Origin of the sequence: Steroidobacter sp., from assembly GCF_036406195.1 — a bacterium.
Lineage (GTDB): Bacteria > Pseudomonadota > Gammaproteobacteria > Steroidobacterales > Steroidobacteraceae > Steroidobacter.
Map to the genome: position 1 here is coordinate 72,171 of NZ_DASWVW010000061.1, position 12,548 is coordinate 84,718.

Sequence of the window (12,548 nt, forward strand, 5' to 3'; positions counted from 1 at the left end):
CATCTCGTCTGTTGCACTGCCAAATGAGCGTCGTTACAGTACCCCGCCGCCGGTGCTGACAAGGGTCACGCGCGACGCGCATTGTGTCCCACTCCATGCCGGGCTGCGCGCCAAAAGCCTGTCGAGCTGAGCATGAGCGAAGAACGACTGATCAAGAAATACGCGAACCGGCGCCTGTACGACGCCGCACAGAGTCGTCATATCACGATCGACGACATCCGCGACATGGTGGTTGCCGGCACGCGCGTGAAGGTGATCGAGGACAAGAGCAACGAGGACATCACCCGGCTGGTGCTGCTGCAGGTGATCGCCGATCAGGAACAATTCGGCCGGCCGATCCTTTCGACCTCGTTGCTCGAATCCATGATCCGCTTCTATGGCAATTCCATGCAGAGCTATTTCAGCAGCTACCTGGAAAAGAGCGTCGAGACCTTCATGCGCCAGCAGGAGGTCATGCAGGCACAGCTCGGCCGCACCCTGAATGGCACGAACAGCGGCGCGCCCAATCCGCTCGCCGAGCTCACTCGACAGAACCTCGAGCTGTGGGCCAAGATGCAGGAAACCCTGCTGGCCACGTTTGCGCCGCCGCGGCCGGCCGACGACACCACGCGCGATGCGGCACGCGACACTTCACGAACCAATAACAAGACGAGCAAAGGCGGCAGCGGCAGCGACAAGTCCCAGTCAACCGACGAAGATGACAAGTCCTGACGCTGCGCGCGCCGCTGCCGACGCATGCCGCTGAATATCTGTTTCGTAGCTTCCGAGATCGCACCGCTCGCCAAGACCGGCGGACTTGCCGACGTGGCCGGCGTGTTGCCGAAACATCTGCACGCGCTGGGTCACGACATTCGCGTGTTCATGCCTCTGTATTCGAGCATGAGCAACGGCGCCGTTCGAAACGCGCCGACGTTGGATTGCGCGTGCAATGTGCCACTGGCGCTGGGCTCGCATCGCTACTCATATACCTTGCTCGAATCGCGACTGCCGGGCTCGTCGGTGCCGTTGTATCTCGTGCACTGTCCGGAAGTGTATGACCGTCCTTCCATCTACACCTCCGGCGTGGATGAGCACTTGCGTTTCCTGGTGCTGCAACGAGCGACGCTCGATGGCTGCCAGCGCCTGCAATTCGCTCCGGACGTCATGCATTGCAATGACTGGCACACGGCGCTGATACCGATGATGCTCAAGAGCCTGTATGCCTGGGACGGCCTGTTCGCCGCCACGCGCTCGGTGCTGTCGATTCATAACATCGGCTATCAAGGCATTTTCGACGCGAGCACGGCCTACGACATCGGCGGCGACGTGCGACATCTATTGTCTCCAGAGACGCTGGCGGGCGGCGGCTTCAACTGGTTGCGCGAAGGCGTGCGGCATGCGCATCGAGTCACGACGGTCAGTCCGACCTACGCTCGCGAGATCTGCACGCCCATCGGCGGCCACGGCCTGGACGGCGTGCTTCGGGCGAGGGCCGACGGCGTCGTCGGCATCCTCAACGGGGTCGACTACAGCGAGTGGAATCCCGCCACCGACCGCTACTTGAAACATCACTACTCGCCGGAAGACCTGTCGGGCAAGCGCGCTACCAAGCGTTCGCTGCTGGACTGGTTGAATCTTTCCGTCAGCGACAGCGTGCCAATGATGGGCATCGTGTCGCGCATGACGGTGCAGAAGGGTTTCGACCTGCTGTTCGACGCTTTGCCCGAGATCCTGCAGACGCGCGAGATGAGCCTGGTGGCGCTGGGCAGCGGCGAGGCGCACTACGAAAACTTCTTCGTCGACTTGCAACACCGCTTTCCGGATCGCGTGGTGTTCCATCGCGGCTACAACGAGGAGCTGTCGCACCTGATCGAGGCGGCAAGCGACATGTTCCTGATGCCCTCGCAGTACGAGCCATGCGGGCTGAATCAGATGTACAGCCTGAAGTACGGCACCCCGCCCATCGTCCGCCGCACGGGCGGCCTGGCGGATTCAGTGCAGATGTGGGACCCCGCCACGCGCCAGGGCACCGGCATCGTGTTCAACGATTTCGACGTCCCGGCGGTGCAGTGGGCCATCCATACCGCGCTGGATTTCTTCAAGGATCAGGATGGCTGGCGCCAGCTCATGCTCAACGGCATGGCGCAGGATTTTTCGTGGGATCGTCAGACCGGCGAGTACGTGAAGCTGTACCGCGAGCTCACCGGCAAGTGGGCTTGAAGCCGACTATTTCAGGACAGCGATATTGACGCTGCCGGTTTCCTGAAACGGAATCTTCTTCAGGAAACGGATGTCGGTGAGCAGCTTGCCCTCGACCGCGTAGTTCACCTGCGTGCGGCCGTTCAGGCGCGACAGCAGCCGGCCGACCCCGCTGACGAAGTTGGTGCGCACGGTCATGTCGAAATCCGTCTCGCCATTGGCCGGCACCGTGAACGGCTTGTTCAGCAAGCCTTCGGCGAAACCATCGCCTTCCAGGAACAGCTTGTAATCCAACCCCGTGATGGGCAGGTCGCGATCGTTCGGATTCTCGATGTTGATGCGGACCAGGAACTGCTGATTGAAGATGTCCGCCGACGTCATGGCGACGCTGACCAGCGCCAGGCGCGGCGCCTGCAGTTCGGGACGCAAGGCACTGCAACTGCTGACGGACACGAGCAGCGCGAACGCCAGCGCAAGACGCGTAACGACCTTGTTCATCGGTGCTCCCAGGGTATCTGGGCGCGAAGAATAGCAGACCGGGCGCGCGCCTCGTGTGACGCACGCCCTGGCTTTTTTCGGCTCAGGGCTGCCGCAGCTTGGCCAGCATGTCCCGAGTCACCAGCGCGACGCCTTGCTCGCTCATATAGAACCGCCGGGCATCCTCTTCGGGATTCAGGCCGATCTGCGTGCCGGGCGGCACCACCCCGCCGGTGTCCACGATGGCGCGCTTGATGACGCTGCCGGCGCCGACCACCACGTCGGGGAAGATCACCGAGCGCTCGATGTAGCTGCGCTCCTCGATGCGCACGTTCGAGAACAGCAGCGACTGATTGACCGTGGCGCCGGAGATGATGCAGCCGCCGGACACCATGGAATTGATCGCCATGCCGCGCCGGCCGTCCTCGTCGAGCACGAACTTCGCCGGCGGGTACTGGCGCTGGTAGGTCCAGATCGGCCACTTCTCGTCGTAGATGTTCAGCTCGGGATTGACGTACACCAGTTCCATGTTCGCGTCGTAGAACGCATCCACCGTGCCGACGTCGCGCCAGTAATGCTGAACGCGCGTCTCGTTGTCGGTGAATGGATAGGCGAACACCTTCAGCGACTTCAAGGCGCCGGGAATGATGTTCCGGCCGAAATCATGGGAGGTGTCCGGTTGCCTGGCCTGTTCCTCCAGCAATCGATACAGCAGGCTGGCCTTGAAGACATAGATGCCCATCGAGCCCAGCGCGAAATCCTCGCGGCCGGGAATGCCTTCGGGATCCTTGGGCTTTTCCGAGAACTTGGTGATGCGATAGTCCGGATCGACGCTCATCACGCCGAAGGCCGTGGCCTGCATGCGCGGCACCTCGACGACACCCACCGTGATGTCGGCCCGCTTCGCCACGTGCGAGGCGAGCATCACGCCGTAGTCCATCTTGTAGATGTGATCGCCCGCCAGCACCAGGATGTGCTTGGGATTGTGCAGCTTGATGATCTGCAGGTTCTGATACAGCGAGTCGGCCGTACCCCGGTACCAGAAATCACCCATCTGCTGCTGCGCCGGCACGATCTCCACGAACTCGCCGAATTCGCCGCGCAGGTAGCCCCAACCGCGCTGGATGTGCTGGATCAGGGAGTGGGATTTGTACTGGGTCATCACCTGGATGCGGCGGATGCCGGAATTCACGCAGTTCGACAGGACGAAGTCGATGATGCGGAACTTGCCGCCGAACGGCGTGGCCGGCTTGCACCGGAAATCGGTCAGATGTTTCAGGCGCTCGCCGCGACCGCCGGCCATGATCACCGCCAGCGTATTGCGCGTGATCCGGCTGACATAGCGTCGGGTTCGCGCGTGCGATTCGCTGGTTCTTCGCGTCAACGTCACCGATCGAGCGGGCTCTGCTCTATCGTCCATAGTTGGAATTCTCGCTTCACGTAAGTTCAGCCAATCAGCGCAGGGCTCTCCGGTCAAGTCCGCCGCCCCCGTTGTCGGCGCAGACCGTCGCCGCTTGCCTCGCAGGCGCGGCTTCGGCATTGTGGGCTGCTCGCCGTCCCCATACTGCTCGGGATGGTGAGGCTCCGGCGCTACAGTCTGCCGGAACCGCGCGTCCAGAGTAAGCATACCGGCATGCTGCAACGGTTCAGTAACGACCTCGTGCTCCCAATCGGCCATGGCTGCGGCACCTCCCGCTTTACGAGCTGGCGTCGCTGCCTGCCCGCAATAACGATCTGCTGGTTAACGTTGGGACTGACCTGCAAGGTCCATGCTCAGCCACCGGCAAGCGACGATGAGAGCGCTACCGAAGCTGCGCAGGCCGTAGTCTGCCTGCCGGACGGCGGCGGTTTCCTCAAGGCGCGGCTGTCGGGCGCCGTGCAAGCGGAGCTTGTTTGGGGCAACGACGGCACGGAGTGCACCGGCGCCGTGCGACCGGATGGCGGCATCCGGGTACGTTTCAGTCACGATGACGGCGAAGGCCGGTTGGTGCTGCTGTTCGGGGTCGCCGGTCTGCGCGAGGGACAGACGGCCAAGGCACTGCCGGTGAATGTGACTGTCATACGGGAAGGCCTCGGCGAGTTCTACAGCACCCAGGGCGACAACAAGTGCACCCTGGACGAAGTCCGGCAGGAGCCGCTGGTTGGCATCCCGCATCGCTCTCGCTCCTATCGCATCATCGCGCGCGGCTTCTGTACGCATCCGGCGCGGGCCGTGCGGGGCGATGGCGTCATTCTGCTGTCGCGGTTCGACTATGCCGGCCGCATCGACTTCGATAGCGAGGACCGTGATGAAGATCTGGACCAGGGCCCGATGACAGCGCAACGCCTGGCAGGAGCTCGATGATGACCGTGCATTCCCTCCGGCGCCTGCTGACCTGCTCCGTTGCTATTGGAGCCGTTGTCCTTGGCGCGCTGTTGTCCGGCCTCTCGCACGCCGACAACACGCCGAAGAACGCGACGGCGGAGGCGCCGAACGTCACCGCCAGCGACCTGGACCGCGTCTTCCGGCGCTCGACCCTGCAGATCGCGACGCCCGACGCCCGTCTGCATCAGTTCAATGTCTGGATCGCGGACGACGACCAGCGCCGGGCCCGGGGCTTGATGTTCATCCGGGAACTGCGCGCCGATGACGGCATGCTGTTCATCTATCCGCAGCCGCATCCGGTGTCGATGTGGATGAAGAACACCTACGTATCGCTCGACATGCTGTTCGTAGCAGCCGATGGCAAAGTGCTGCGCGTGGTGGAGAAAACCAAGCCGCTATCGCTCGATACCATCCAGTCCGGCGGCCCCGCGCTGGGCGTGGTCGAACTGCCGGCGGGCACGGCGGCGCGGTTGAAAATCTCAGCCGGCGCGCAAGTCATGCATCCGGCGTTCAGTGCCGGCCGTTGAATTATGCTCGACCTTCCCGGCCATCCTGTCATCGATAAAGCTGCGCTGGTCGGCGGGTGCTTGCGATTGCCGCTGCAACTGGACGCATCGCGGTTCGCCGCCGAAGTCGATGCTTTACCGGCTTCGCTGTGGGGAACTCGAGGCGGGCGCGTCGGCGTGCATCGCGCCGCCGAAGCATTGTTTCTGCGGGGTTACGCGCCCGCTCAAGGTGAGCTGCCGATCGAGGACCGCGAGCCGCTCGCACTGTTGTCATACGCACGCGAGATCATCGAGAAGCTGATTCCAGCGCCCGCGCAACGCTGCTTGTTGGCCCGTCTGCCGGGAGGCGCCACCATCGATCCTCACATCGATCGTGCGCCCTATTTCGCCAAGACCCTGCGCCTGCATTTCCCGGTCGAGACGCACGACCAGGCATGGATGATCGCAGGCCCGTTGTGTTACCTCATGAAGGCCGGCGAAGCCTGGGTGCTGAACAACAGCGCTCCGCACGCCGTCTGGAACGCGGACCCGCAGCGGTCGCGCACGCATATGATTTGCGACTTCCTGCCAACGCCAGCTTTGTTACAGATGCTGGCCGCGGGCCAGCGCGATCTCGGCCGCCGGATCGAAGCAGTCGAGCGACACTTCGCCACGCCCGCCGCGGGATGATCGTCACTCCACGCTTCGTCTTTCTCCACCTGCACAAGTCGGGTGGCACCTTCGTCAACACGGGCTTGGTGCGCTTCGTCGCGGGTGCGCGCCATGTCGGCTATCACCTGCCCCGCTCCATGCTTCCCGAGTCGTGCGCTTCGCTGCCCGTGCTCGGCCTGGTCCGCAACCCCTGGAGCTATTACGTTTCGTGGTTCAGCTTCCAGCGCTCGCGGCCACGGCCGAACGCGCTGTTCCAGACTCTCAGCGACGGCGGCACGCTGGATTTCAAAGCCACGGTGCGCAACATGCTGAATCTGGATCGCGAACACAGCTTGCTCGATCGCGTGCTCGCCGCGCTGCCCGGTGCGTACACCAATCAAGGGCTGAACTTGCCGGGATTCGCGCTCGCGCCCATTCGCGATAGCGAGCTGGGCTTCTACTCGTTTCTTTATCGTTATTTGTACGGGCCTGACACCGAGACAGCGAAGCTCGCGCGCATGGAACATTTGCGCAGCGAAATGCCGCAACTGCTCGAATCCATCGGCGAGCCTGTCTCGCCCGGCTTACGCGACTACATCGACACAGCGCCAGCGCTGAATACGTCGGAGCATGCGCCGCATCGTCAGTTCTACGACGACGAGTTGGCGCAACTCGTTGCCCAGCGCGACAGCTTAGTCATCGAGCGCCACGGCTACGTTTTCTAGCAGTCGAGCGATCAAAGCGAGCGCAGTCGCTCCCAAGTTGCCTGGACCGACGGCAATACCCTGGCAATCTCGGCCTCATTCGCTCGCCACTTGTCCGCCGCCGGCGCGGTCAACGTATAGCGAGCCTGCGGCAACGGCTGAGCCACACGGCTGGCGAGGGCCGGATCCACGCCCATACCCAGGAACTCACAAACCTTGCCGATGGTGCCCGCTGGATCGCGAACCAGATCTGCATATTGCACCACCGTCCAGCGCTGCGGCGGCAGTGTTTGCAGATCATCCAGTATCCGCGCATTGGTCTCCTGCCACTGCCAGGCAGCGATCTCCTCCAACGCTCGTCCGTTCATGCTGCGCCAACCCGGCGGCAACAACATCGACCACGGCCCTTCGAAGCCGTCCAGCTTTGGATACGTGTGCCACTGTCCGGAACGCCACGCTTCCATGATGCTACTGATGTTCTCGGGCGGCTCGCGCCACAGAAAAACGAACTGAGCATCGGGGAAAATATGATTGAAGAACGGAATTCGCAGCGCGTTCTTCGGCGTCTTCTCCAGGAAGCGGCGCGCCCCAGGCTCACCCACGGCCTGACCTCTGTGATCCTGCAACCGCGTCAGAATCTGCTCGCGAATGTCTTCGGCTATGGCCGGGCTGGCATGCTCGGCGGTGAGTCGATTGGAGTCGACGCCGGGCGCGCCCGGGCGCAGGCTTTCGATACCTTCCACCAGCCAATGCGCTTCTCCACCCACCGTGCAGAGTTGCGAACTGGCCGCCAATGTTTCGAACAGCAAGGTGCTGCCCGAGCGTGGCGCAGCGACAATGAATATCGGCCGCTCGATCTGCGGCGCACGTGCGCGAGTCGGTTGAATCGGCGCGGCTGCCATGGCTGTTTGTTCCGGCAGCGACAACATCGCTCGCAGGACCCGACCTTCCAGCACTTGATGCGCGGAAACGCGATTCGTGCGCATCATCAATCCTTCGGATAACTGGCGCGACGCGTTGCGGACATGGTCGCGCAGGCGCACGAACTCCGACCAGCCTCGCGGCTCGTCACCGTACAGCGCGTACAGCTGTCGCCAATCCTTGCACATTGCGTCGAGCAATCCGTGATAACGCACGAGGCGCATACGAGCGTCCGCCAGGCCCTCTTCCGCCGCCAGCTCCGAGCGCAAGTCGAGAATGAGGAAGTCCACCTCGGCCGGTGTCATCACAGCGGCGAGCCTGGCCCGCTCGGTTAGCGGCGTTGCCTGACGCCCTTCGACATAGGGAACATTGCGAACCTGCGCGGCGGGATTGTCGCTTTGCGCGACCAACTGCCAGAAGGCCGCGCTGCCGGACGTATCCGCGACCAGATGGATACGCTCGTCAGGCGCAAAGTTTTCGACTCGATGCGAGCGCCAATTGTCGAATACCCATGCCTCGCCTGCTGCCATGTGCACGACCTGGTCGTCACAGAAGAACCGCACTTCAGGTCGCGTCACGATCGGAATATGCAAGCGCACGCGCGTAAACCAGTGATAGTTGATATCCGCGTGCTCTGGCACTGTTGCCCCAGGGGCGAGTCGCAACAACCGCGAGCGGCTCCACACGACGCCGAAGCTGGCGAGGATCTGGCGAATGTACGGCGACTGCTGGAGATGCGCGGTGGCCTGCATGCGACCGTTCACGTCGTCGTTCTCGCCGCCATCGACGCTGATCAACCGGGCAGCGCTGTTGCCTTTGAGATCGTTGGGATGTTTCACCCAAGCCTGAGCAGGCAACGCAGCCGCTTCCGCGCGCAGCCGCTCGAAGTCAAACCGCAGCGGCAAGCGATAGAACGGTTTGGGCAGCCTCATGACTATGCCGCCTCCGACGCCTTTCGGAAATCGCCGATCGCCGGTACCAGCAACTCGATGGCGGCACGCTCGACTTCGGTGAGATGAGGATTCCAGATATCGAAGATCAGCACGACGCGCGTGCGATCGCTGCGGTTCCACGCCTCGTGCTCGTAAGTATCGTCGAAGATGACCGCGCGGCCTTCCTGCCACTCGTGGACTTCGCCGCCAACGTTCAGCGCGCAGTCCGGCGGCACCAGCAGCGGCAGATGTCCAACGAGCCGCGTATTGGTGACGCCGCGATGAGGCAGCAAATGCGTGCCCGCCGTGAACACGGAGAACAATACTTCCGGTCCATGTTCTCGCACGTGGGACAGCGACAACAGATCCAACGTCTGTGCGGTGACGGGACAGGCGGCGCAGTTGTCGTCGCGACGCTCGCCATGGCGATAGAAATAATAGCCGTTCCAGCTCGGCGGCGACTTCAAGCCACGCAGATTCTGTTGCTCGATGGCCTCGTTCGAGAACACGCGCTCGCGACCTGCGTCACTGGCCAACAGTCGCAGCAACTCCTGGCGGATGTCATCGGTCCGCGCCTCCAACGCTTCGAGCCACGGAAACAACGATCGATCCAGGTACGCCGCCGGTGGCAGGCCCGGAAAATAAAGGAAGGTCGGTTGCTGGCGCGGATCCGGGTAGACCGGCTCCTGTTCCCTGAAATAGATGCGCAGACACTGCTCAACACGCTCGAGCGAGTCGACACCAAATTGCTGGCGCAGAGGCTCGATCACGCTTGCGTACCGCGCGCGAGTGGTCTGGCGCACCATGCGCACCGCATGCTCCACGATCGGTCGTAACGCCGACGCCGTCGTTTCGGCGTTGAGCCAGCGGCCCTGCGCCCTCGCATCGTTGGTCGCGCGAAAGTAGTGAATCGCCGCCTGTTCGTGCTGACCGGCTCGCTCCAAGGCGACGCCGTAATGCAACCGGATGATGAACATTGCAGGCGCGAACGCGAGCGCGGCCCCGTGCGCTGCGACGGCCGCGTCTATGTTGCCGGATGCGTCGTGCACACGGCCGAGATAGTGCCGCGTCAGCGCATGATTGGGATCGATCTCGATGGACGATTCCAGCAACTGCTGAGCGCGCGACAACTGGCCACGACGCAGGGCAACCAGGCCCAGCACATTCAGCGCTTCCACATCGCGCGGCTGGTGCTGCAACGACTGGCGGGCAGCCCGCTCGGCCTCGTCGAGGCGGCCTTGCTGCAACAGGGTATGGGCGTCGGATGAGCTCATTTCCGCGCTACTATAGCTGGCCATGAGCCCCAGCCAGAGCCTTGCCCAGAGTCTTACCCAGAGCCCTGCCATGAGCCACGCGGACCTGCGCCGCTACATTCGGACCTACGATCAGGATCTGGACCCCAAGCTGTGCCAGCAGATGATCGCCTCGTTCGCCGGCCTGGAGCGCTTCCAGCTGCGCAACGGCCGTGGCGTGCGTAGAGGATTGGAGGACTCGGCCTGGACCGAGTTGAATGTAACGCGGCTGTCGGATGCGGCCTTCCTCGGCATGTTCCGCCAGCTGATCGACCGCGCGCTGGATCGCTACAACCGCGACATCGAACTGGCGATTCCCATCCCCAACTCGCCGGTGATCTCCAACCTGACGCTGAAGCGCTACCGGGCGGGCCAGCAGGAGCAGTTTCAGCTGCACTTCGATTCCATCAACCATGTGGCCAATCGTTACCTGGTGCTGCTGTGGTACTTGAACGATGTCGATCGAGGCGGCGAGACGCACTTTCCCCAGCTCGAGGTCACCATCCCGGCGCGCGCCGGGCGGCTGCTGATGTTTCCTCCATACTGGATGTACCAGCACGAGGGTCTGCCGCCCTTGTCAGGCGACAAGTACATCCTGTCCACGTACCTGCTGTTCATCGATCCGAGTAACCCCAGCGCTGCAGATAAGGCTGTAGCCGAGGGATGATTGGAGCGAGGTGCCGCTCGTAGGCGCGCCAGCGACCCACAGCCTTCTGATTCACCGGCTGCACGACCTGCGAATAACTGGGTGTGCTGATATATCCTTTGGCGCGCGCATGTTCGGTTGGCGCCAGCATCGCGTCGTGCCACGGCAGCCGCAGAAATTCCGCCATCTCGCGCACGCCGCGCTCGAAGTCGGCGACGAAACTCTCGTAGCGGATTTCGAGCACGTTCGGCGACAGCATGGCCGCCTGCTGATACCAGAAGTCGAACGAGCGTCGATAGCCTTCGGCGAGCGACTGCAGGTCCGAGCACAACAGCACGAAATGCGGCGCGCGGAAGTGCTGCATGAAGCAGCTGACGATCACGTCGCAAGGATGCCGGATTGCAAGAATGATGGGTGCGTTCGGAAACAGCCGCTTGATGGTCGGCAGCCGCAACATGTTCAGCGGATTCTTGTCGACCAGCCGCTGGCCCGGCGCAAGATTCACCCTGGCGGCGGCCCGCTCGAAATATCGGGCGCGAAGCGCCTTCACCTGCCCGGCTGTGAGCCTACCCATCTCTTCCGGATAGCGCACACCTGCGGCCAGGATGTCGTCGAGCGCGGCCTGCACGATCGGCTGCTCATCCATCGATTTGAGTTGCGGATGCGCATCGAGCGTCTGCTCCAGCAGCGTCGTACCCGAGCGCGGAAATGCCAGCACGAACACCGGACTATCTTCCAGCGACGGCGCGCCGGTGTGGTCCCATTGCGCGATGTCGGCGGGATCGCAGCTCCAGCGCGCGATCTCCCATGTCGGCGTGCCCCGGGCTACGGCCAGCGGCGCGGTCAATTTCAAATGCTCGACCTGGGACACATGCGCTTCGCTCATGACCGCGAAGGCTTCGTCGTTGCGTTGCAGCGCATCCAGCGACTTCAGCAGCGGAAACAGCACGAAGTGTCGATCATGAAAATGCTCGACGCCCCGTAACACACGTTGAAACAATTCACAGGCGTGCTCGTGATCACCGCGCCGCTGCGCGAGCTGCGCCTGCGTGAGAAGCAGGTCCGTACCCAGAGATGACGCGCGCGGATCGTGCGACAGGCGCTCGATCAAGCGCTCGGCCTCATCCAGGCGATTGGTTCGCTCCATGATCTGCGCCAGCGTGAGCATGGCATGCACATCGAGCTGGCTGGAGCCAAGCTGCCCGATGACGCTTTCGGCTCGCTGCATCTCGCCCAGGTTCATCAGGCGCGCGGCCAGCATGGCAAGCTGATCGGGTGCAAGCTGCGAAAAGTCATTCCAGCCCTGCACCGCCGCCAGGGCCTCTTCGGTCTGCATCGACTCGTAGCAGGCCTTGATGTACTCGGAGCGGATCGATGCGTCGGCAGGGTCGAGATCCAGCGCCTTCTTCAGCACTGCGCGCGCGGATTCGTAGTCGCGCCGGTCCATGTGCGTGAGGCCGACGTTGAAATAGAAATCGGCGGTGGCACAGCCGAGCTCGGCAGCCCGCGTGTACGCCTGCAGAGCCTGTTCGTACTTGCCGGCGCATCGCCGGGCAGTGCCCAGATTCACCCAGTGCAGCGCCGTGCCCGGCTCGAGGTTCACCAGCCCGCCGAAAACGTGCTCCGCATCGGCATAGCGCCCCTGACCGTGCAGCACGGCTCCATACAAAGCCAGCGCTCGCGCATCGCCGGGCGCGTTCGCCAGAAGCTGCTGGCACCGTGTTTCGGCCGCGGCGAACTGATTGGCATTGAACGCAGCCACGGCTTCCCGCAGCAGCCGCCGCGGGTCGATGGGTGACGAAGGGGGAAAGCGCTGAGGCATGCCCGCAAGCTAAACAGAAAAGGGCCGCGAGGCAAAACCTCGCGGCCCATCATCGACAGGTCCGACCTTCGACGC

The 12,548-nt window shown here is 63.1% G+C and carries 12 protein-coding genes; 7 read left to right on the plus strand and 5 right to left on the minus strand.

The window, feature by feature from the left end:
- Positions 1–132: 132 nt before the first annotated feature.
- Both phaR and VGE08_RS24015 read left to right on the plus strand, forming a co-directional pair.
- Entirely contained in the window at positions 133–711 is a 579-nt protein-coding gene (phaR, locus tag VGE08_RS24010; RefSeq protein WP_331070466.1) for a polyhydroxyalkanoate synthesis repressor PhaR, read from the plus strand.
- 24 nt (positions 712–735) lie between these two features.
- Positions 736–2,199 carry a glycogen synthase gene (locus VGE08_RS24015; protein WP_331070467.1) on the plus strand — a complete coding sequence of 488 codons (1,464 nt, stop codon included), beginning with the start codon at positions 736–738 and terminating at the stop codon, positions 2,197–2,199.
- Positions 2,200–2,205: 6 nt separating this feature from the next.
- Here the strand turns inward: VGE08_RS24015 and VGE08_RS24020 are convergent, their stop codons facing one another.
- A complete protein-coding gene (locus VGE08_RS24020) occupies positions 2,206–2,676 on the minus strand; it encodes an LEA type 2 family protein (RefSeq protein ID WP_331070468.1) in 471 nt (156 codons plus the stop codon).
- 82 nt (positions 2,677–2,758) lie between these two features.
- On the minus strand, positions 2,759–4,075 hold the full coding sequence (gene glgC / locus VGE08_RS24025) for a glucose-1-phosphate adenylyltransferase (protein ID WP_331070469.1): 1,317 nt from the start codon (positions 4,073–4,075) through the stop codon (positions 2,759–2,761).
- A 327-nt stretch (positions 4,076–4,402) separates the two neighbouring features.
- On the opposite strand from glgC, the gene VGE08_RS24030 reads away from it, so the two are divergent.
- From VGE08_RS24030 to VGE08_RS24045, 4 genes are read left to right on the plus strand one after another with little or no spacing between them, the layout of a single operon-like run.
- Positions 4,403–4,999 carry a hypothetical protein gene (locus VGE08_RS24030; protein ID WP_331070470.1) on the plus strand — a complete coding sequence of 199 codons (597 nt, stop codon included), beginning with the start codon at positions 4,403–4,405 and terminating at the stop codon, positions 4,997–4,999.
- Positions 4,999–5,547, plus strand: coding sequence for a DUF192 domain-containing protein (locus VGE08_RS24035; RefSeq protein ID WP_331070471.1), 549 nt, complete (start codon positions 4,999–5,001; stop codon positions 5,545–5,547). Before VGE08_RS24030 ends, VGE08_RS24035 begins: the two co-directional genes overlap by 1 nt.
- A gap of 3 nt (positions 5,548–5,550) precedes the next feature.
- The gene (locus VGE08_RS24040; RefSeq protein WP_331070472.1) at positions 5,551–6,195 is read left to right on the plus strand and encodes an aspartyl/asparaginyl beta-hydroxylase domain-containing protein; all 645 of its coding nucleotides are present in this window, start codon (positions 5,551–5,553) and stop codon (positions 6,193–6,195) included.
- Positions 6,192–6,881 carry a hypothetical protein gene (locus VGE08_RS24045; RefSeq protein WP_331070473.1) on the plus strand — a complete coding sequence of 230 codons (690 nt, stop codon included), beginning with the start codon at positions 6,192–6,194 and terminating at the stop codon, positions 6,879–6,881. Before VGE08_RS24040 ends, VGE08_RS24045 begins: the two co-directional genes overlap by 4 nt.
- 11 nt (positions 6,882–6,892) lie before the next feature.
- On the opposite strand, the gene VGE08_RS24050 is transcribed toward VGE08_RS24045, so the two are convergent.
- Both VGE08_RS24050 and VGE08_RS24055 read right to left on the minus strand, forming a co-directional pair.
- Positions 6,893–8,713, minus strand: a complete 1,821-nt coding sequence (locus tag VGE08_RS24050) for a sulfotransferase (RefSeq protein ID WP_331070474.1) — start codon at positions 8,711–8,713, stop codon at positions 6,893–6,895.
- A gap of 2 nt (positions 8,714–8,715) precedes the next feature.
- Entirely contained in the window at positions 8,716–9,987 is a 1,272-nt protein-coding gene (locus VGE08_RS24055) for an aspartyl/asparaginyl beta-hydroxylase domain-containing protein (protein WP_331070475.1), read from the minus strand.
- Between the two features lie 70 nt (positions 9,988–10,057).
- On the opposite strand from VGE08_RS24055, the gene VGE08_RS24060 reads away from it, so the two are divergent.
- The gene (locus tag VGE08_RS24060; RefSeq protein WP_331070476.1) at positions 10,058–10,672 is read left to right on the plus strand and encodes a 2OG-Fe(II) oxygenase; all 615 of its coding nucleotides are present in this window, start codon (positions 10,058–10,060) and stop codon (positions 10,670–10,672) included.
- Here VGE08_RS24060 and VGE08_RS24065 read toward each other — a convergent pair.
- On the minus strand, positions 10,620–12,473 hold the full coding sequence (locus VGE08_RS24065; protein WP_331070477.1) for a sulfotransferase: 1,854 nt from the start codon (positions 12,471–12,473) through the stop codon (positions 10,620–10,622). The two genes, VGE08_RS24060 and VGE08_RS24065, sit on opposite strands and share 53 nt — an antisense overlap.
- Between the last annotated feature and the right edge of the window lie 75 nt (positions 12,474–12,548).

Coding starts and splice junctions, on each gene's coding strand:
- phaR (WP_331070466.1), top strand. CDS start 133: ATGAGCGAAGAACGACTGATCAAGAAATACGCGAACCGGCGCCTGTAC.
- VGE08_RS24015 (WP_331070467.1), top strand. CDS start 736: ATGCCGCTGAATATCTGTTTCGTAGCTTCCGAGATCGCACCGCTCGCC.
- VGE08_RS24020 (WP_331070468.1), bottom strand. CDS start 2,676: ATGAACAAGGTCGTTACGCGTCTTGCGCTGGCGTTCGCGCTGCTCGTG.
- glgC (WP_331070469.1), bottom strand. CDS start 4,075: ATGGACGATAGAGCAGAGCCCGCTCGATCGGTGACGTTGACGCGAAGA.
- VGE08_RS24035 (WP_331070471.1), top strand. CDS start 4,999: ATGACCGTGCATTCCCTCCGGCGCCTGCTGACCTGCTCCGTTGCTATT.
- VGE08_RS24040 (WP_331070472.1), top strand. CDS start 5,551: ATGCTCGACCTTCCCGGCCATCCTGTCATCGATAAAGCTGCGCTGGTC.
- VGE08_RS24045 (WP_331070473.1), top strand. CDS start 6,192: ATGATCGTCACTCCACGCTTCGTCTTTCTCCACCTGCACAAGTCGGGT.
- VGE08_RS24050 (WP_331070474.1), bottom strand. CDS start 8,713: ATGAGGCTGCCCAAACCGTTCTATCGCTTGCCGCTGCGGTTTGACTTC.
- VGE08_RS24055 (WP_331070475.1), bottom strand. CDS start 9,987: ATGAGCTCATCCGACGCCCATACCCTGTTGCAGCAAGGCCGCCTCGAC.
- VGE08_RS24060 (WP_331070476.1), top strand. CDS start 10,058: ATGAGCCACGCGGACCTGCGCCGCTACATTCGGACCTACGATCAGGAT.
- VGE08_RS24065 (WP_331070477.1), bottom strand. CDS start 12,473: ATGCCTCAGCGCTTTCCCCCTTCGTCACCCATCGACCCGCGGCGGCTG.